The organism is Streptomyces virginiae (assembly GCF_040638905.1).
GTDB classification, from domain to species: Bacteria; Actinomycetota; Actinomycetes; order Streptomycetales; family Streptomycetaceae; genus Streptomyces; species Streptomyces virginiae_B.
This window is the reverse complement of record NZ_JBEZYV010000022.1, coordinates 81,173-100,739: the sequence shown is the minus strand read 5'-3', so window position 1 is coordinate 100,739 and position 19,567 is coordinate 81,173. Positions and strand designations below refer to the sequence as shown.

General features: G+C 72.6%; 16 protein-coding genes. 10 read left to right on the top strand and 6 right to left on the bottom strand.

Features of this window, described 5'->3' with window-relative positions; genetic code table 11:
- Window positions 1-6: 6 nt before the first annotated feature.
- The 3 genes from AB0F82_RS26230 to AB0F82_RS26220 all read right to left on the bottom strand — a co-directional run bounded on the left by AB0F82_RS26230 (window position 7) and on the right by AB0F82_RS26220 (window position 2,891).
- Window positions 7-1,332: an MFS transporter gene (locus tag AB0F82_RS26230; protein ID WP_362631796.1), complete on the bottom strand. Its 1,326-nt coding sequence runs from the start codon at window positions 1,330-1,332 to the stop codon at window positions 7-9.
- 189 nt (window positions 1,333-1,521) lie between these two features.
- A complete protein-coding gene (locus AB0F82_RS26225; RefSeq protein ID WP_356811968.1) occupies window positions 1,522-2,178 on the bottom strand; it encodes an MBL fold metallo-hydrolase in 657 nt (218 codons plus the stop codon).
- A gap of 23 nt (window positions 2,179-2,201) precedes the next feature.
- Window positions 2,202-2,891, bottom strand: coding sequence for a maleylpyruvate isomerase family mycothiol-dependent enzyme (locus tag AB0F82_RS26220; protein ID WP_362631757.1), 690 nt, complete (start codon window positions 2,889-2,891; stop codon window positions 2,202-2,204).
- Between the two features lie 186 nt (window positions 2,892-3,077).
- Here AB0F82_RS26220 and uvrA point away from each other — a divergent pair, with 186 nt between their 5' ends.
- A complete protein-coding gene (uvrA, locus tag AB0F82_RS26215; RefSeq protein ID WP_356811970.1) occupies window positions 3,078-6,077 on the top strand; it encodes an excinuclease ABC subunit UvrA in 3,000 nt (999 codons plus the stop codon).
- Window positions 6,078-6,310: 233 nt separating this feature from the next.
- Here uvrA and AB0F82_RS26210 read toward each other — a convergent pair whose 3' ends face one another.
- Window positions 6,311-6,511, bottom strand: coding sequence for an NAD(P)H-binding protein (locus AB0F82_RS26210; protein WP_362631755.1), 201 nt, complete (start codon window positions 6,509-6,511; stop codon window positions 6,311-6,313).
- Here AB0F82_RS26210 and AB0F82_RS26205 point away from each other — a divergent pair.
- Entirely contained in the window at window positions 6,456-7,037 is a 582-nt protein-coding gene (locus AB0F82_RS26205; RefSeq protein ID WP_362631800.1) for a hypothetical protein, read from the top strand. The genes AB0F82_RS26210 and AB0F82_RS26205 overlap by 56 nt on opposite strands.
- On the opposite strand, the gene AB0F82_RS26200 is transcribed toward AB0F82_RS26205, so the two are convergent.
- Window positions 6,959-7,840, bottom strand: coding sequence for a carbohydrate kinase family protein (locus tag AB0F82_RS26200; RefSeq protein WP_362631753.1), 882 nt, complete (start codon window positions 7,838-7,840; stop codon window positions 6,959-6,961). The two genes, AB0F82_RS26205 and AB0F82_RS26200, sit on opposite strands and share 79 nt — an antisense overlap.
- An 87-nt stretch (window positions 7,841-7,927) precedes the next feature.
- Here AB0F82_RS26200 and AB0F82_RS26195 point away from each other — a divergent pair, with 87 nt between their 5' ends.
- Window positions 7,928-8,359 carry a Rieske (2Fe-2S) protein gene (locus AB0F82_RS26195; protein ID WP_356811972.1) on the top strand — a complete coding sequence of 144 codons (432 nt, stop codon included), beginning with the start codon at window positions 7,928-7,930 and terminating at the stop codon, window positions 8,357-8,359.
- Window positions 8,360-8,391: 32 nt separating this feature from the next.
- Here the strand turns inward: AB0F82_RS26195 and AB0F82_RS26190 are convergent, their stop codons facing one another.
- Window positions 8,392-9,333: a hypothetical protein gene (locus AB0F82_RS26190; protein WP_356811973.1), complete on the bottom strand. Its 942-nt coding sequence runs from the start codon at window positions 9,331-9,333 to the stop codon at window positions 8,392-8,394.
- A gap of 228 nt (window positions 9,334-9,561) precedes the next feature.
- Here AB0F82_RS26190 and AB0F82_RS26185 point away from each other — a divergent pair, with 228 nt between their 5' ends.
- The 7 genes from AB0F82_RS26185 to AB0F82_RS26155 all read left to right on the top strand — a co-directional run bounded on the left by AB0F82_RS26185 (window position 9,562) and on the right by AB0F82_RS26155 (window position 19,375).
- Window positions 9,562-10,164: a papain-like cysteine protease family protein gene (locus AB0F82_RS26185; RefSeq protein WP_362631750.1), complete on the top strand. Its 603-nt coding sequence runs from the start codon at window positions 9,562-9,564 to the stop codon at window positions 10,162-10,164.
- 5 nt (window positions 10,165-10,169) lie between these two features.
- Window positions 10,170-10,958, top strand: coding sequence for a hypothetical protein (locus AB0F82_RS26180; RefSeq protein WP_362631794.1), 789 nt, complete (start codon window positions 10,170-10,172; stop codon window positions 10,956-10,958).
- Window positions 10,959-11,254: 296 nt separating this feature from the next.
- On the top strand, window positions 11,255-13,273 hold the full coding sequence (gene uvrC, locus AB0F82_RS26175) for an excinuclease ABC subunit UvrC (protein WP_362631748.1): 2,019 nt from the start codon (window positions 11,255-11,257) through the stop codon (window positions 13,271-13,273).
- Entirely contained in the window at window positions 13,270-14,217 is a 948-nt protein-coding gene (gene rapZ, locus AB0F82_RS26170) for an RNase adapter RapZ (protein ID WP_030659985.1), read from the top strand. The genes uvrC and rapZ overlap by 4 nt, the downstream gene beginning before the upstream one ends.
- Complete coding sequence (locus AB0F82_RS26165) at window positions 14,214-15,269, top strand: gluconeogenesis factor YvcK family protein (RefSeq protein WP_356811976.1); 1,056 nt, start codon at window positions 14,214-14,216, stop codon at window positions 15,267-15,269. The genes rapZ and AB0F82_RS26165 overlap by 4 nt, the downstream gene beginning before the upstream one ends.
- The gene (gene whiA, locus AB0F82_RS26160; RefSeq protein WP_030009075.1) at window positions 15,260-16,255 is read left to right on the top strand and encodes a DNA-binding protein WhiA; all 996 of its coding nucleotides are present in this window, start codon (window positions 15,260-15,262) and stop codon (window positions 16,253-16,255) included. Before AB0F82_RS26165 ends, whiA begins: the two co-directional genes overlap by 10 nt.
- A gap of 150 nt (window positions 16,256-16,405) precedes the next feature.
- Complete coding sequence (locus AB0F82_RS26155; protein WP_362631746.1) at window positions 16,406-19,375, top strand: M14 family metallopeptidase; 2,970 nt, start codon at window positions 16,406-16,408, stop codon at window positions 19,373-19,375.
- Window positions 19,376-19,567: the final 192 nt, after the last annotated feature.

Sequence of the window (19,567 nt, the reverse complement as noted above, 5' to 3'; positions counted from 1 at the left end):
GCGGGGCTACACGGGGGCGGCCGAAGCGGCCGCCCCCGTTTCCGTTTCCATTCCGTCGAAGCCCGTGCCCGTCCGCTTCTGCACCACCAGCGGGCTGGTCTCGGGCAGCAGCGCGAAGCACGCGAGGCTGACCAGGGCGATCGCGGTGAGGTACGTCGCGACGCCCCACGGCGGACCGGAGCCGTCCGCCAGCGCCGTCGCCACGATCGGGGTCAGCGCCCCGCCCAGCACCCCGCCCAGGTTGTAGCCGACGGCCGCACCCGTGCACCGGATCCGCGGGGCGTACAGCTCCGGCAGGTACGCGCCCACCACGGCGAACATCGTCACCATGCCCAGCAGCGCCACCGCGAAGCCCAGCGTCATCAGCAGCGGGTCGGCCGTCCGCATCAGCGCCACCAGCGGGAACATCCACACGGCGCTGGCCGCGCACCCCGCCAGGCACAGCGGCCGCCGACCGTAGCGGTCGCCGAGCATCGCCATCAGGGGGGTCATAAGGCCCTTGAACGCGACCGCCGCCATGATGCAGGCCAGCATCGTCGTGCGGCTCACCGAGAGGTGCTCGGTGGCGTAGGCGAGGGACCAGGTGGTGACCGCGTAGAAGACGGCGTAGCCGACGGCGAGGGCCCCGCCGGTCAGCAGGAGCAGCCGCCAGTGGCCCCGGAACACCTCGGCGAGCGGGGCGTCGGCCCGCCGCCCGGTCGCCGCGAGCGCACGGAACTGCGGGGTCTCCTCCACCGAGCGGCGCAGCCACAGGCCCGCCAGGGCCAGCAGGCCGGCCGCCCAGAAAGGCACGCGCCACCCCCAGGAAGTGAACTGGGCGTCGGTCAGCGAGGCGGACAGCCCCAGCATCAGGCCGTTGGCCAGCAGGAATCCCACCGCCGGGCCGATCTGCGGGAAACTCGCCCACAGTCCGCGCCGGCGTTCCGGCGCGTGCTCGGCGGTCAGCAGCACCGCACCGCCCCACTCCCCGCCGAGCCCGAGGCCCTGGAGGAAGCGCAGCAGGAGCAGCAGCACCGGCGCGGCAATGCCGATCGTCCCGTACGTCGGTACGCAGCCGACGGCGACCGTGGCGAGGCCGGTGAGCAGCAGTGAGGCCAGCAGGACCGGGCGCCGGCCGTAGCGGTCGCCGATGTGGCCGAAGAGGGCGGATCCCAGCGGGCGGGCGAGGAAGCCGACGCCGAAGGTGCCGAAGGCGGCGAGGGTCCCGGCGAGCGGGGAGAAGGACGGGAAGAAGAGCGGCCCGAGCACGAGCGCCGCGGCCGTGCCGTAGACGAAGAAGTCGTAGAACTCGATGGCGGTCCCGGCGAGCGCGGCGAAGGCGAGCCGCAGTATGCCGGGCCGCCGGGCGGGGCCGCCGTCGTCAGCGGCCCGCGGGGCCGGAGCGGGGGCGGCGGCGGGGGGCGGGGAGGGGTCCTGTTGCATGCCGCACCAGATACCGCCTCCCCGTCCGCCGGGACAGGAGTTCGGCCGTCAACGACCGGAAGGAGTGCTCCGCGTCGGGAAGTTGACGCGTTGCGGTCCCTACCAGCCGCGCTCGCGCCACTCCGCCAGGTGCGGACGCTCCGCGCCGAGCGTGGTGTCGTCGCCGTGGCCCGGGTAGACCCAGGTCTCGTCCGACAGCTGCTCGAAGAGCTTGTGCTGGACGTCGTCGAGGAGGCTCTTGAACGCCTCCGGGTCGTCGTGGGTGTTGCCGACGCCGCCCGGGAACAGGCAGTCGCCGGTGAACACGTGCGCGTGGCCGTGCGGGTCGTCGTAGACCAGCGCGATCGAGCCGGGGGTGTGGCCGACCAGGTGCCGTGCGGTCAGCTCGACCCGCCCGACGCGCACGGTGTCCCCGTCCGCGACCGGGACGTCGGTCGCGACCGGAATGCCCTCGGCGTCGAGGGCGCCCGCGTAGGTCCTCGCCCCGGTGGCCGCCACGACCTCCGCCAGCGCGCCCCAGTGGTCGCCGTGCCGGTGGGTGGTGACGACGGAGGCGATGCCGTCGTCGCCGATCAGGTTCAGCAGCGTCTGCGGTTCGGCGGCCGCGTCGATGAGCAGCTGCTCGTCGGTGGCCCGGCAGCGCAGCAGGTACGCGTTGTTGTTCATCGAACCCACCGCGACCTTGGAAATCATCAGGTCCGCGAGCTCGTGCACGTCGGCCGGACCGCCGACCTTGACCTCTCCGGTGTACGTCATGTCTTGATCCTAGAGGTGTCTTCCTACAACGGCGGGAGCTCGGGCAGGGGGCCGCCCGCGGTGGTCAGGGAGGCGCCCTTGTCGCCGCGGCCGGCGAGCCAGGCGAGCAGTGCGGCGGGGGAGCCGGAGACGGTCACGACCGGGTCGCCGGCGGAGCCGGTGCGCCAGGTGCGCCCGTCGGCGGTGGCCAGGGCCGTCGCAGGCACCTCCGGACGACCGGCCCAGCGGTCGGCGAGGAAGGTGATCTCGCGGTCGGTGAACTCCTCCGGGAGGTCGGAGAGCTCGTAGCCGATGTTCAGGTCGACGTGGTGCAGGTCCACCTCGACCCAGCGGCGGAAGGGCACGTTCGCCGCGAGGTCCGTGACGCCGTTGCGCAGCTCGACGGTGCGCGACCAGTCCTGGTCGTGCTCGGTGGTGGCGAGGAAGCGGGCCGCGGAATCACCGAGGTCCGTCAGGTGTTCTTCCAGGGACCGGCCGGCGTCGCGGGCGATGTCCGCGTCGCGCGTCTCGCCGCTCTCATACATCGGGCGGCCCTCGAAGACGTTGACGAGGGCGTCGGCGTTGCGCGCGAGGTGGGCCAGGATGTGGCCGCGGGTCCAGCCGGGGAGGTGTGACTCCTCGGCGAGGGCGCCGTTGTCCATTTTCGCGACCGCGGTCAGCAGCCGGTCCGTGGCTTCACGTACAGATCGCAGGTCGTGCACATGATCAGTCATGACTTCGAGCCTAGTGGCTCGGGGACGGCGGCCACACGATCGGGTGAAGAGGTTTGCGGAGTGCCGTAAATCGAATGTGCGTGCTATACGCTCGAAGTCCAAGCTCCATCTCCACCGCAGAGGCGCCCCCCATACCCTGGGACGGGGGCCGTGCCCCCCGCTCTCTCAAGAAAGGTGCGGACCGGCGTGACCGACCGTCTCATCGTTCGTGGCGCTCGCGAGCACAACCTGAAGAACGTCTCGCTCGACCTGCCCCGCGACTCTCTCATCGTCTTCACCGGACTCTCCGGGTCGGGCAAGTCCTCCCTGGCCTTCGACACGATCTTCGCCGAGGGGCAGCGCCGCTACGTCGAGTCGCTCTCGTCGTACGCCCGTCAGTTCCTCGGGCAGATGGACAAGCCCGACGTCGACTTCATCGAGGGCCTCTCCCCGGCCGTCTCGATCGACCAGAAGTCCACCTCGCGCAACCCGCGCTCGACCGTCGGCACCATCACCGAGGTCTACGACTACCTCCGCCTGCTCTTCGCCCGCATCGGCAAGCCGCACTGCCCCGAGTGCCGCCGGCCCATCTCGCGCCAGTCGCCGCAGGCGATCGTGGACAAGGTGCTCGCGCTCCCCGAGGGCAACCGCTTCCAGGTGCTCTCGCCGCTGGTGCGCGAGCGCAAGGGCGAGTTCGTCGACCTCTTCGCCGACCTCCAGACCAAGGGCTACAGCCGGGCGCGGGTGGACGGGCAGACCATCCAGCTCTCCGAGCCGCCGACCCTGAAGAAGCAGGAGAAGCACACGATCGAGGTGGTCATCGACCGCCTCACCGTCAAGGACAGCGCCAAGCGCCGGCTCACCGACTCCGTGGAGACGGCCCTCGGTCTCTCCGGCGGCATGGTGATCCTGGACTTCGTCGACCTCGCCGAGGACGACCCCGAGCGTGAGCGGATGTATTCCGAGCACCTCTACTGCCCGTACGACGACCTGTCCTTCGAGGAGCTGGAGCCGCGCTCTTTCTCATTCAACTCGCCCTTCGGCGCCTGCCCCGAGTGCACCGGCATCGGCACGCGCATGGAGGTGGACCCGGAGCTGATCGTTCCCGATGAGGACAAGTCCCTCGACGAGGGCGCGGTCTCGCCGTGGTCGCTCGGCCACACCAAGGACTACTTCCAGCGGCTGATCGGCGCGCTGGCCGGGGAGCTGGGCTTCCGCACGGACATCCCGTGGGCCGGGCTGCCGGTGCGTGCGAAGAAGGCCCTGCTCTATGGTCACCGGACGCAGATCGAGGTCCGCTACCGCAACCGCTACGGGCGCGAAAGGGCCTACACGACCGCCTTCGAGGGCGCCGTGCCGTTCGTGAAGCGGCGGCACTCGGAGTCCGAGAGCGACGCCAGCCGCGAGCGCTTCGAGGGCTACATGCGCGAGGTGCCCTGCCCGACCTGTGAGGGCACGCGCCTCAAGCCGATCGTGCTCGCCGTCACGGTGATGGAGAAATCCATCGCCGAGGTCGCCGCCATGTCGATCAGCGAGTGCGCGGACTTCCTGGGGCGGCTGCGCCTCGACGCCCGCGACAAGAAGATCGCCGAGCGGGTCCTGAAGGAGGTCAACGAGCGGCTCCGCTTCCTCGTGGACGTCGGCCTGGACTACCTCTCCCTCAACCGCGCCGCCGGCACCCTGTCGGGCGGCGAGGCCCAGCGCATCCGGCTCGCCACGCAGATCGGCTCCGGCCTCGTCGGCGTGCTCTACGTGCTGGACGAGCCCTCCATCGGCCTGCACCAGCGCGACAACCACCGGCTGATCGAGACGCTGGTGCGGCTGCGGGACATGGGCAACACCCTCATCGTCGTCGAGCACGACGAGGACACCATCAAGGTGGCCGACTGGGTCGTGGACATCGGTCCGGGCGCGGGCGAGCACGGCGGCAAGGTGGTCCACAGCGGTTCGCTCAAGGAGCTGCTGAAGAACACCGAGTCGATGACCGGGCAGTACCTGTCGGGCAAGAGGTCCATCGAGATCCCGGACATCCGCCGGCCCGTGAACGGCGAGCGCAGGCTGACCGTCCACGGAGCCAAGGAGAACAACCTGCGGGACATCGACGTGTCCTTCCCGCTGGGCGTGCTCACGGCCGTGACCGGTGTCTCGGGCTCCGGAAAGTCGACCCTGGTCAACGACATCCTCTACACCCACCTGGCGCGCGAGCTGAACGGCGCCCGGTCGGTGCCGGGCCGCCACACCCGCGTGGAGGGGGACGACCTCGTCGACAAGGTGGTCCACGTCGACCAGTCGCCCATCGGCCGGACGCCCCGGTCGAACCCGGCCACGTACACCGGCGTCTTCGACCACGTGCGCAAGCTCTTCGCGGAGACGATGGAGGCGAAGGTGCGCGGCTACCTGCCGGGCCGCTTCTCCTTCAACGTCAAGGGCGGCCGGTGCGAGAACTGCTCCGGCGACGGCACGATCAAGATCGAGATGAACTTCCTGCCCGACGTCTACGTCCCGTGCGAGGTCTGCCACGGCGACCGGTACAACCGGGAGACGCTGGAGGTCCACTACAAGGGCAAGTCCATCGCGGAAGTCCTGAACATGCCGATCGAGGAGGCGCTGGGCTTCTTCGAGGCGGTTCCGACGATCGCGCGGCACCTCAAGACGCTGAACGAGGTCGGACTGGGCTACGTCCGCCTCGGCCAGTCCGCGCCGACGCTGTCGGGCGGCGAGGCGCAGCGCGTCAAGCTGGCCTCCGAGCTGCAGAAGCGCTCGACGGGCCGGACGGTGTACGTGCTGGACGAGCCGACGACGGGTCTGCACTTCGAGGACATCTCGAAGCTGATCAAGGTGCTGTCGGGGCTGGTCGACAAGGGCAACTCGGTGATCGTCATCGAGCACAACCTGGACGTCATCAAGACCGCGGACTGGGTCATCGACATGGGCCCCGAAGGCGGTTACGGCGGCGGCCTGGTGGTGGCCGAGGGTACGCCCGAGCAGGTGGCCTCGGTGGGCGCGAGCCACACGGGCAAATTCCTGCGGGACATCCTGGGCGCGGACCGGGTCTCCGACGCCGGGGCGTCCCCGGTGCGGGCCACGGCGAAGAAGGCCCCGGCCAAGAAGGCGGCTGCGGCGAAAAAGGCGGTGGCCGCGACGAAGGCGGCTCCGGCGAAGAAGGCGGCGGCCAAGAAGACGGCGACGCGGGCCCGCAAAGCCTAGGCCGTCTCTTTCGGATCGTGCCGGGCCCGGCGGGCCCGGCGCCGCGCCCCGCCGCGATGTCGGGGCTCCCGCGTACGCCCGTCCGGTTCACGGGAGCTCCTGCGCCTTGCGAGGCACGGCACCGGACGACGCGGGCTCGGCCGACACGATCCGAAAGAGACGACCCGGTCGCTGCCCTCAGTCCGGCAGAGGAGGGGTCCGGCCGTCGTGCCGGGCCCTCTCGCCGTCCGGGTCTACGAGGCGACGCCCACAGCGTGGCCGGTACAGGACGGGTCTTTCAGGCTCGCCAGGAGGGCGTCGGCGACGTCGGCGCGGGGGATGACCCGGCCGCCCGGGACATTGGCATCGATCGCACGCCGGTAGGTGCCGGTGTGGGGGGTGTTCCGCAGCATCGGCGGCCTGATGACCGTCCACTGCGTCCCGCTCGCGGCCATCGCCGCCTCCATGGTGCGCGTGCTGATGGAACGCACCCCCAACGCCGGCCCGCTCATGGCCGCCCTGCAGGCCGGCCCCGGTGACCTGGACGTCGGTGTCGAGGAGGCGCTCGCCGACATCGCCCGGCACGCCTCGCTCTTCTACGCCGACGCCATGCCCATGGCCGCCTCGCTCTTCGCCGACCCCGCCCTGCTCACCCGCCACCGCGAGGGCGCCCAGGAGCTGGGGGCGGGCCCGCACCTGGTGCTGGACACGCTCGCTGCCAGGCTGCGGCGCGAGCTGGACGCCGGCCGCCTGGGGCCGACGCGGATCCCCGCACGGCCGCCGCGCTGCTGCTCGGCGCCTGCTTCCAGCGGGCCTTCTTCCTGCACTGCACTTCTCCGGCGCCCATGTGGTCCAGCCGGTCGAGCAGTTCGCCCCGGCCGTGGCCCGCAGCGTCTGGGCCGCTATTCGCTGAGCTCCGACGCGTACGGGGGCTCCGCCCCCGGGCGGGTGCAGGTCAGGGCCGCCGCGTGGGCGGCGTAGGCCAGGACGTCCGGCCAGTCCACCGGGCCGCCCGGGGCCGCGGCGAGGCGGTGCAGGAGGGCGGCGTTGACGGTGTCGCCCGCCCCGATCGTGTCCGCCACCGCGACCGGGCGGGCCGCGGCCGAATACTCTGCGCCCTCCCGCGTCCAGACCGTCAGGCCCGCCGCGCCGCGGGTCAGCACCACCGCCGAGGGCCCGGCCGCCAGCCAGTCGCCGACCCGCCCGCCCAGCCAGGCCGCGTCCTCCTCCGACACCTTCAGGACGCCCGTGTGCGGCAGGAGCCGGTCGGTGAAGCGGGCGCGGTAGCCCGCCGGGTCCGCGATCAGCGCCGGCCGGATGTTGGGGTCCAGCAGGGTCAGGAGCCCGCGCCGCGACTCCCGGCGCAGCAGGGCCTCGTACGCGCTCGCGCCCGGCTCCAGGACGAGCGAGCAGGTGCCGAGCGCGAGGGCGCGCACCCCCTCCGGGAGGGCGGGCGGCAGGCTGAACAGCCGGTCGGCGGTGCCCTCGACGTAGAACCCGTACGAGGCCGAGCCGTCCGGGGCCAGCGACGGCACGGCGAGGGTGGTCGGCTCCGGCCCGCGCTGGACCAGCGACACGTCCACCCCGGCCGCCCGCAGGCCGGCCAGCAGGCTCTCGCCGAAACCGTCCGTCGAGACCCGGGAGCAGAAGGCGACCCCCGCGCCGAGGCGCCCGAGGGCGCGCGCGGTGTTGTACGGGCCGCCGCCGGGGCGGGGCAGCAGTGCGCCCGGCGGACCGGCCGCGGGCACCAGGTCGATGAGGGCTTCTCCGCCGACGACGATCACGCGGAGGAAGGTACTCCATGGGGCGGCGGTATCGTCGGGTGGGCCGTCCGCCCCATGGCCCCCGTCCGTGCACCTCAGGAGAACCGCATGCCCGCGCCGCAGTCCGCCGCCCGCCGTACCGTCCTCAAGGGCGCCGCCGCGCTCGCGGGAGCCGCCGGCGCCGGAGCGGCGCTCACGGCCTGCTCCACCGAGACCAACAGCGGCGGCAGCACCCCCGCCACCCCCACCGCACCCGTCGAGCTGGGCGCCGCGGCCGACGTCCCGGTGGGCGGCGCGAAGCTCTACCGGGAGCGGAAGCTGATCGTCAGCTGTCCGGCGGAGGGCCGGTACAAGGCGTTCAGCGCCCAGTGCACACACGCGGGCTGCGTCCTCGACAAGATCGACGAGGGGGAGGGGAACTGCCCCTGCCACGGCAGCCGTTTCGACGTGTCGACGGGCAAGGTCCTTCGCGGCCCGGCCGACCGGCCGCTGCCGGAGGTGCCGGTCCGAGCGGAGAACGGCAAGCTCGTCGCGGGCTGACCCGCGCCGGGCACCGGCAAGGCCGTCGCGCGTCAGTCCCAGTCCCAGGCGATCCCGAGGATCCCGCGCCGCACCGCCTGCTCCACCAGGTGCACCGCCCGGTGCCGGCCGCTCGGCGTCAGATCCGCCAGGCCGGTGCGCGGGGCGTCCGGCCCGCTGCGGGCGAAACGCCGGCAGCGCACCGGGAGGGCCGCCTCGTCGAAGCGGACCTGGAGCACGTACTGGCCGCCCGCGTAGCTGAAACCGCGCACGTACTCACCGCTGCGGGGCCCCGTGCCGTCCTCGACGCCGTAGCCGAAGACATAGGTGTCGCCGCGCCGCAGCCGGGCGTCGAAGAGCAGCTCCGCGACCACCACCCCGGCCTCCGGATGGCACCGCACCCGGCCCGTACGGCAGTTCTCGTAGGCGGTCACGCGCACCCGGGAGACGTCGCAGCCCGGGTCGCCGTGGTGGACGGCGAGGTAGCGGTCGACCCCGTCCCGGTGGGCCCGGACGATCTGCTGAGACTCGCGGACCCGCAGCTCGCCCGCCGGTCCGATGCGGACCCGCTCGTGGTGGCCGAGCGAGTGCAGCCCGCCGTCCGGCGGGAGTTCCATCCCGTCCAGCAGCCGCTCCACCGTCCCGCCCCCGCTGAACAGGGCCCGGTAGGAGCGCCCGGCGGGCCGGGCGGGCCCGGAGCCGGGCACCGGGTCCGCCAGCAGCCGGACCAGGGCTCCGTCGGGCAGCTCCAGGATCCGCTCCAGGGCGGTGACGGCCCGCAGGGACTCCGGGTGGCGCGGCCTGCGGGCGCCCTGCTGCCAGTAACTGAGGCTGGTCACCCCGACCTTGATGCCCTGTGCCGCGAGCCGGTGCTGCACGCGTTGCAGCGGCAGGCCGCGGGCGGCCAGGGCGGCGCGCAGGGCGAGGTGGAAGGGGCCGCCGTGCAAGAGCCGGTTCAGTTCGGCCAGGTCCGCCGGATCCGTGGAAGGCCGCATGGCGACTCCTCTGTGAACGTTCACGCGCCGGGGTGGGGGGATCACGGCGGCAGCCCCGGGGGACCAGGTGGAACGGCAGTAACCGTTCACACCGCAGTCCCACCGTTCACACTGCAACGTCATCGCGTATTCAAGCGCGTTGACCTGATCGCGACAACTCCCTGATGCTCCTCCACAGCGTCCGGACGCGCTCCTCCACCCCCCACTCCCCACCTCGGGAGGAACGCGATGCGCAATCGAAACCGGCGGCTTTCCCCGGCCGCCGCCCTCACCGCCCTGCTCAGCGCCCTGATCCTCGCCCTGCCCGCCGGCACCGCCACCGCCGCGCAGACCCGCGCCGACTCCGCCCTCGCCCACAAACGCCTCGGCATCACCATGCAGGCGCAGGCGAAGACCAACTGGTGCTGGGCCGCAGGCGGCAACACCATCGCCACCTGGTTCGGCCGGAACTACTCGCAGAACCAGTTCTGCAACGCCGCCTTCAACCGTCAGCAGGGCACCGACTGCCCCAACAACCAGGCCACCCTCGGCAACGTCCAGACCGGACTGCGCTGGGCGGGCGTCAACCCCGGCTCGTACGTCACCGGCTGGCTGCAGTACTCCACCGTCCAGACCGAGATCAACGCGGGCCGGCCCATCGAGACCCGGATCCAGTGGTCGAACGGCGGCGGCCACATGCACGTCGTCTACGGCTACGACACCGCGAGCAGCTGGGTCTACTGGGGCGACCCCTGGCCCTCCAGCGACCGCTACAACTGGGCCTCCCATGCCTGGTACGTCAACAACAACACCTTCTCCTGGACCCACTCCCTCTACCGGATCGGGGCGTGACCGCCATGACCCTGCGCGCTTCGGCCGCCGCGGCCGTCCTCGCCGCCACCGCCCTCCTCGGACTCGCCCCGCAGGCCGTCGCGGCCTCCGTGCCGCAGCCGGTGCCGCAGCCCGGGGCGGCCACCGCCGAACACCGGGCCGCCGCCGAGCGGGCGGCCGGCGCACCCGACACCCTCGCCACGCTCTCCCGGTTCTTCGCCCGGGAGGGCAAGGTCTCCCTCGCCGCCGCGCAGCCCCGCATCGAGGGCGAGGCGGTCCCGGTCAACCACCTCTCCCCGGACTTCGTCGCGGGCCGGCCGGGCGCGTCCGTCGCCCGCCTGGAGTTCCTCGCCAGCCGGGCGGTCTCCTCCGACGGGCAGCAGGCCGCGCTGTGGACCGCGCGGACGGAGAACGGCTGGCAGGTGGTGAACATCGCCACCGGCGACGACGAATTCCGCTACGCGCGACTGGGTGCCGAGAAACTGCCCGGCGGGACCGTGTTCCGGGAACCGCAGATCGGCGCCTGGTACGTGGCCGGGGGCGGGCGGGTACTGCCGCTCGACGAGGACGGCGTGCGGGCGGTGGGCGGGGGCGGCACGACACTCGGCGCGTACCGGGCGCGGGTCGTCAAGGCGTACGGGGACAAGCTTCCCGGCTCCGCCTATGCCGAGGGCGGCATGGCGGGGGGCTACGCCGAGCCCGGCCCGGCTGCCGGGGTGCCGCTCGCGGCCGCGGCGGGGGCCGGGGCCGGGGCGCTCGCGCTGGGCGGGGCCGGCGTGCTGCTCCTGCGCCGCCGCCGGGCCGCCGTCGCGTAGCCCTCGCCGCCCGCAGGGTCCGGCTGCCGCCGGAGGCCGGGCCCTGCGGGCAGCTCTCCCCGCCCGCCCTGCCCCCGCTCCCCGGGCTCCGCCCCCGGGCCCCGCGCCTCAAGCGCCGGCGGGGCTGGATTTCCAGCCCGTCCGGCGTTCGAGGACCAGGTCCGGGCGGAGCCCGGGAAGCCCCGTGCAGCGGGTCGGCCGCACGGTCACCCGGAGCCCGCGAGGCCATCCGCGCACCGGGCCGGAGGCCGGACGGCTGCGGGTCGTTGTCGGTGCGCGCCAGTAGGGTGGTTGGCATGGCCGACCCTTCCAGCTACCGCCCCCAGCCGGGGCAGGTCCCCGACTCCCCGGGGGTCTACAGATTCCGCGACGAGCACCGCCGGGTGATCTACGTCGGGAAGGCCAAGAGCCTGCGCCAGCGCCTGGCCAACTACTTCCAGGACGTCGCGGGCCTGCACCCCCGTACCGCCACCATGGTGACCACCGCCGCCTCCGTCGAGTGGACCGTGGTCTCCACCGAGGTCGAGGCGCTCCAGCTGGAGTACTCCTGGATCAAGGAGTACGACCCCCGGTTCAACGTCAAGTACCGGGACGACAAGAGCTACCCCTCGCTCGCCGTCACCCTGAACGAGGAGTACCCCCGGGTCCAGGTCATGCGGGGCCCCAAGAAGAAGGGCGTGCGCTACTTCGGTCCGTACGCCCACGCCTGGGCGATCCGCGAGACCGTCGACCTGATGCTGCGGGTCTTCCCGGTACGGACCTGCTCCGCCGGGGTGTTCAAGCGCTCCGCCCAGATCGGCCGCCCCTGCCTCCTCGGCTACATCGGCAAGTGCTCCGCGCCCTGCGTCGGCCGGGTCACCCCCGAGGAGCACCGCGAACTGGCCGAGGACTTCTGCGACTTCATGGCCGGCCGCACCGGCGCCTACCTCTCCCGGCTGGAGAAGGAGATGCACGCGGCGGCCGAGGAGACGGAGTACGAGAAGGCCGCCCGGCTGCGCGACGACATCGGAGCGCTGCGCCGCGCCATGGAGAAGAACGCCGTGGTGCTCGCCGACGCCACCGACGCCGACCTGATCGCCGTCGCCGAGGACGAGCTCGAAGCGGCCGTGCAGATCTTTCACGTCCGCGGCGGCCGCGTCCGAGGCCAGCGCGGCTGGGTCACCGACAAGGTCGAGGCCGTCGACACCGCCGGCCTCGTCGAGCACGCCCTCCAGCAGCTCTACGGCGAGGAGAAGGGCGAGGCCGTCCCCAAGGAGGTGCTGGTCCCCGCGCTCCCCGAGGACACGCCCGCGCTGGGCCAGTGGCTCGCCGAGCGCCGCGGGTCCCAGGTCAGCCTGCGGATACCGCAGCGCGGCGACAAGAAGGCCCTGATGGAGACCGTGCACCGCAACGCGCTCCAGTCCCTCGCCCTGCACAAGACCAAGCGCGCCAGCGACCTCACCACGCGCTCCCGGGCGCTGGAGGAAATCGCCGAGGCGCTGGACCTCGACAGCGCCCCGCTGCGCATCGAGTGCTTCGACATCTCCCACCTGCAGGGAGACGACGTCGTCGCGTCGATGGTCGTCTTCGAGGACGGGCTGGCCCGCAAGAGCGAGTACCGGCGCTTCCAGATCAAGTCGTTCGAGGGGCAGGACGACGTCCGCTCCATGCACGAGGTGGTCTCCCGGCGCTTCCGCCGCTACCTCCAGGAGAAGCTGAAAACGGGGGAGTGGGACCCCGAAGAGGGCGAGGACGCCGCCGGGCCGGCCCCCGAGGACGACGGGAAGCCCAAGCGCTTCGCCTACCCGCCCCAGCTCGTCGTCGTCGACGGCGGACAGCCGCAGGTGGCCGCCGCCCAGCGGGCCCTGGACGAGCTCGGCATCGACGACGTCGCCGTCTGCGGCCTGGCCAAGCGGCTGGAGGAGGTCTGGGTGCCCGGCGAGGACGACCCCGTCGTCCTGCCCCGCAGCAGCGAGGGCCTCTACCTGCTCCAGCGGGTGCGTGACGAAGCCCACCGCTTCGCCATCCGGTACCAGCGCAGCAAGCGCGGCAAGCGCCTGAAGTCGGGGCCGCTGGACGAGGTGCCCGGCCTCGGCGAGAGCCGCAAGCACGCCCTGGTGAAGCACTTCGGTTCGGTGAAGAAGCTGAGACAGGCGACAATCGACCAGATCTGCGAGGTCCCGGGCATAGGACGGAAGACGGCCGAGACCGTGGCCGCGGCCCTCGCCGGGGCGGTCCCCGCCGGTCCTGCCGTCAACACGGCCACAGGAGAGATCATTGAGGATGAGAACCCCGCGCCAGCGGGAGCATCGTCCGAACGGGGGACCGAGCAATGACCGAGCACGAGACCACGCACGACCGAGACGGAGCACAGGTGAGTACGGGCACGACAATGGAGCCCGGCGAGACCGCCGAGGCGGCCATCCCCGAGCTGGTGATCATCTCCGGCATGTCCGGGGCCGGCCGCAGCACGGCGGCCAAGTGTCTGGAGGACCTCGGCTGGTTCGTCGTCGACAACCTGCCGCCCGCGCTGATCCCCACCATGGTGGAGCTCGGCGCCCGCTCCCAGGGCAACGTGGCCCGCATCGCGGTCGTCGTCGACGTCCGCGGCCGCCAGTTCTTCGACGCCCTGCGCGAGTCCCTCGCCGACCTCGACAGCAAGGGCGTCACCCGCCGCATCGTCTTCCTGGAGTCCTCCGACGACGCGCTGGTCCGCCGCTTCGAGTCGGTCCGCCGCCCGCACCCGCTCCAGGGAGACGGGCGCATCACCGACGGCATCGCCGCCGAGCGCGACCTCCTGCGCGAGCTGCGCGGCGACGCCGACCTGGTGATCGACACCTCCAGCCTCAACGTGCACGAGCTGCGCGCCAAGATGGACGCCCAGTTCGCGGGGGACGAGGAGCCCGAGCTGCGGGCCACCGTCATGTCCTTCGGCTACAAGTACGGCCTCCCCGTCGACGCCGACCTCGTCGTCGACTGCCGCTTCATCCCGAACCCGCACTGGGTCCCGGAGCTGCGCCCCTTCACCGGGCTCAACGAGGAGGTGTCGGGGTACGTCTTCAGCCAGCCCGGCGCCAAGGAGTTCCTCGACCGCTACACCGAGCTGCTCCAGCTCATCGCCACCGGCTACCGCCGTGAGGGCAAGCGGTACGTGACCATCGCGGTCGGGTGCACGGGCGGCAAGCACCGCAGCGTGGCCATGTCCGAGAAGCTCGCCGCCCGCCTCGCCTCCGAGGGAGTCGAGACCGTCGTCGTCCACCGGGACATGGGGCGCGAGTGACCGCACGGACCCCGCGGCTGAGCCGCCTGCGCCGCCTCACCCCGGGACGGGGAGAGGAAGGCGCGGGCCGCTCCGGCCGCCGGAGGGGCGCCACGCCCAAGGTGGTCGCGCTCGGTGGCGGCCAGGGCCTGTCGGCCTCCCTCGCCGCCCTGCGCCGGATCACCGGTGACCTCACCGCCGTGGTCACCGTCGCCGACGACGGCGGCTCCAGCGGACGGCTCCGGGAGGAGCTCGGCGTCCTGCCGCCCGGCGACCTGCGCAAGGCGCTGGCAGCGCTGTGCGGGGACGACGACTGGGGCCAGACCTGGGCCCGCGTCATCCAGCACCGCTTCCAGTCCGAGGGCGACCTGCACGGCCACGCCGTCGGCAACCTGCTGATCGTCGCCCTGTGGGAACAGCTCGGCGACCCCGTCCAGGCCCTCGACCTCGTGGGCCGGCTGCTCGGCGCACACGGCCGGGTGCTGCCGATGTCGGCGGTGCCGCTGGAGCTCCAGGCCCTGGTCAGGGGCCACGACCCGGCCCGTCCCGAGGACGTCGACACCGTACGCGGGCAGGCCACCGTGGCCCTGACACCGGGCGAGGTGCTCTCCGTGCAGGTCGTGCCGAGCGCCCCGCCGGCCGTACCGGAAGCCGTCGCGGCGGTCCTGGACGCCGACTGGGTGGTGCTGGGTCCCGGCTCGTGGTTCTCCTCCGTGATTCCGCACCTGTTGGTGCCGGAACTGCTGGACGCGCTCGTCGAGACCAAGGCCCGGCGGGTGCTGTCGTTGAACCTCGCGCCGCAGCCCGGCGAAACAGAGGGCTTCTCTCCGCAGCGTCATTTGGAGGTTTTGGCCCGACACGCCCCTAAACTCGCCCTGGACGTGGTGCTGGCCGACGAGGCCGCCGTGCCCGACCGCGAGTCCCTCGCCGATGCCGCGAAACGGTTCGGTGCCGCGGTCGAGCTGGCCCCCGTGGCCAGGCAGGACGGCTCACCGAAGCACGACCCGGAGCTGCTGGCCGCCGCGTACGACCGTATTTTTCGGATGCATGGAAGGATCGGCCCATGGCGATGACGCCAGCGGTGAAGGATGAGATCTCCCGGCTCCCCGTCACCCGGACCTGCTGCAGAAAAGCGGAGGTCTCGGCGATCCTTCGGTTCGCGGGCGGGCTGCACCTGGTGAGCGGCCGGATCGTCATCGAGGCGGAGCTCGACACCGGGATCGCCGCCCGCCGCCTGCGCAAGGACATCCTGGAGATCTTCGGCCACTCCTCGGACCTGGTGGTGATGGCCCCCGGCGGACTGCGCCGCGGCAGCCGCTACGTGGTCCGCGTCGTGGCCGGAGGTGACCAGCTGGCGCGCCAGACGGGCCTCGTGGACGGCCGCGGACGCCCCATCCGGGGTCTTCCGCCCCAGGTGGTCTCCGGGGCCACCTGTGACGCCGAGGCAGCGTGGCGCGGCGCCTTCCTGGCCCACGGCTCGCTCACCGAGCCGGGCCGGTCCTCCTCCCTGGAGGTCACCTGCCCCGGCCCGGAGGCCGCCCTGGCCCTGGTGGGCGCCGCCCGCAGGCTCTCCATCGCCGCCAAGGCGCGCGAGGTGCGCGGCGTGGACCGGGTCGTGGTCCGCGACGGCGACGCGATCGGCGCTCTGCTGACCCGGCTCGGCGCACACGAGTCGGTGCTGGCCTGGGAGGAGCGGCGGATGCGGCGCGAGGTGCGCGCCACCGCCAACCGCCTCGCCAACTTCGACGACGCCAACCTGCGCCGTTCGGCGCGGGCCGCCGTGGCCGCCGGAGCCCGCGTCCAGCGCGCGCTGGAGATCCTCGGCGAGGAGGTCCCCGAGCACCTCGCAGCGGCCGGCCGGCTGCGCATGGAGCACAAGCAGGCCTCCCTGGAGGAGCTGGGCGCGCTCGCCGACCCGCCGCTGACCAAGGACGCCGTCGCCGGCCGGATCCGCCGCCTGCTCGCGATGGCCGACAAGCGGGCCCAGGACCTCGGCATCCCGGGCACCGAGTCGAACCTCGACCTCAGCGAGGAGATGGCCGACAACATGGCCGGATAGGCCCTGTGGCCGAGACACTCCCTACGGCAGAAGGGGCTCGCGCGATCACTCGTGCGGGCCCCTTTCCCGCATGCCCCATTGACATGAGCATGGGCCGGTCTTGAGTCTGGCGTCCGAACCTTTCGTGGCAGCCGACGCCCAGGGGGGCACATGAGTCACCGCGCGAGAGTCATCCTCGCCGCAAGCGCACTCGTCTTCGGAACCACACTCGCCGCCTTGCCCGCGACCGCCCAGGCGCGGCCCGGCACCGCCGCGCCCGGCCCCGCGTCCGGCGCCGAGGAGGTGCGGGTCTACGACGCCGACATCACCCGGGAACAGGTGCCGCTGGTCCTCGCGGCCGGCCAGGACGCCCACGAGCTCACCGAGCGCGCCCCGGAGACCGGGACCGCCCGGGTCGAGCTCTTCCTGACGGAAGCACAGGCGGGCGAGCTGGCAGCCCAGGGCGTCGAGCTCGCCGAGCGCAGGATCCCGGCCCAGGCCCTGGCCCGCGCCAAGGCGGCCGGGGACGGCGTGTTCCGCCCGTACAGCGGCAAGGGCGGCCTCCAGGAGGAGATCCTGCGCACGGCCCAGGAGCACCCGGCGCTCACCAAGGTCGTCTCCATCGGCAAGACCGTCCAGGGCAAGGACATCCTCGCCCTGAAGGTCAGCAAGAACGCGAAGAAGACCGAGGACGGCGCCAAGCCCTCGGTGCTCTACATGTCCAACCAGCACGCCCGCGAGTGGATCACCCCCGAGATGACCCGGCGGTTGATGCACCACACGCTCGACAACTACGGCAAGGACCAGCGGATCACCAGGCTGGTGGACTCCAGCGAGCTGTGGTTCCTGCTCAGCGCCAACCCCGACGGCTACGACCACACGCACGCCGCCGACAGCCAGCGGCTGTGGCGCAAGAACCTCCGCGACAACAACGGCGACGGCCAGATCACCGCCGGCGACGGCGTCGACCTCAACCGCAACTTCGCCTTCAAGTGGGGCTACGACAACGAGGGCTCCTCGCCGAACCGGGCGAGCGAGACCTACCGCGGCCCCAAGGCCTCCTCCGAGCCCGAGACCGCCGCCCTCGACGCCTTCGAGAAGCGCGTCGGCTTCGACTACGCCATCAACTACCACTCGGCCGCCGAGCTGATCCTCTACGGCGTGGGGTGGCAGGTGGCCACCCCCACGCCCGACGACGTGGCCTACAAGGCCCTCGCCGGCACCCCCGAGAACCCGGCCGTCCCCGGCTACTACCCCCAGGTGTCCTCCGAGCTGTACACCACCAACGGCGAGGCCGACGGCCACGCGTCCAACGTCAACGGCATCATGATGTTCACGCCGGAGATGACCACCTGCCAGACCGCCTCGGCGGCCGACCCGGCCGACCGGTGGAAGCCCGAGGACTGCGCATCGGGCTTCAACTTCCCGGACGACGAGAAGCTCATCCAGGCGGAGTTCGCCAAGAACGTCCCCTTCGCCCTCGCGGTCGGCGAGAGCGCCGCGCACCCAGACCGCCCCTCGTCCCCCGTCGGGCTGAGCGCGGCCGACTTCACCACCGACCCCTTCACCACCTCCTACGCGGCCCGGGGCCAGGACCAGGAGGTCGCCGTCACGGCCCGCAAGGCGCTGAAGGGCAAGGAACTCAAGTACCGGATCAACGGCGGCCGCACGCACGACGAGGACCTCAGGGCCTGGAAGGGCGGTGACGTCTACGGCGGCGAGGACAACAACTGGTTCGACGAGTACCGCGCCGAGGTCGAGGGCACCGGGCCCGGCGACAAGGTCGAGGTCTGGTTCACCGGCCGCGACCGCTCCGGCAAGCAGGTCTCCAGCGAGCACTTCACGTACACGGTGGCCGAGCGGCCCCGCGCGGACGTCCTGGTGATCGCCGAGGAGGGCGCCGCGGCCCAGCACGCCCAGAAGTACGTCGACGCGCTGCGCGCCAACGGCAGGTCCGCCGCGGTCTGGGACGTCGCCGTCCAGGGCGTCCCGCACCACCTCGGGGTCCTCTCCCACTTCGGCACGGCCGTCCACTACACCGGAGCCAAGACGCCCGGCGGAGAGACGCAGTTGGCGGTCCGTGACTTCCTGAACGAAGGCGGCAGGCTGATCGAGGCCGGCGAGCCGGCCGGCGGCAACGCCCAGGTCGGCCGCGCCGTGACCAACGACTTCAGCCAGTACTGGCTCGGCGCCTACAGCCGCAACAGCACCCCCGGCGCCACCGGCTTCACCGGCGCCGGCGCCCTGCAGGGCGCGAACGGCGGCCTCGGCGACGCCGCGGGCAACCCGCTGAACGCGCCCGGCGCCTACACGGTGACCTCCGAGACCCTGGCCCCCGCGCAGTTCCCGCAGTTCAGCAGCGCACAGGCCGGCCGGTACACCGGGATCACGAACCAGTACGCCCCCTACGCCGGCGCCGGGATGGCCTCGGCGCTGCACACCGACAGCGACTGGAAGCGGCTCGTCCGCACCATCGACCTCACCGGCGTCACCGCGGCCGACCGGCCGCAGCTGAAGCTCGCCCTCAACTGGAACCTCGAAGAGGGCTACGACCACGCCGCGCTGGAGGCCCGCAGCGCCGGCGGCGACGACTGGACCATGCTGCCGGAGGCGGGCGGCCTGAGCAGCCCGGCCGTCCCCGAGGAGTGCGCGGCCGGCTTCTTCATCAACGGCCACCCGTTCCTTCGCCGCTACCTCACCCTGGAGGGCGGCGGCTGCACCCCGCACGGCACCAGCGGCCAGTGGAACACCTTCACCGGCTCCTCCGGCGGCTGGAAGCAGGTCTCCTTCGACCTGAGCGCCTACGCGGGCCGGTCCGTCGAGCTCTCCCTCTCCTCCATCACCGACCCGAGCACGGGCGGACGCGGCGTCTTCGCGGACGAGGTGCGCCTGTCGACCGGCGGCGGGGAGCAGGCGGCCGAGGGGTTCGAGGCCTCGCTCGGCGCCTGGGCGGCCCAGGGCGCACCGGCCGGAAGCCCCGACGTCGCGGGCGACTGGTCCCGGACAGGAGAGCTCTTCCGGTCCTACGCCTCGGTGACCACGCGTGACACCGTACTTCTGGGCTTCGGCCTGGAACACCTGCCCGCGGCGGCGGATCGCGCTCTACTCGTCGGTAAGGCGCTCCGCTCGCTCAACCGCTGAACAGCGCCACCTTCGACGCTCACCCAGAGTGACCGGGGCCAAGGTCCCCGGGGCCCGCGCCGGAGCGTCCGGGGCGGGCTCCGGCGGGGGTACCCCGCGAAGTGGGGGGAGTGTCAGCCCTCGACCGATGTCACCCAAAAGCTCACGGAGAGGTAGGGTCGTAAGCGGTCGGGGACATCCCATTTACAGCTC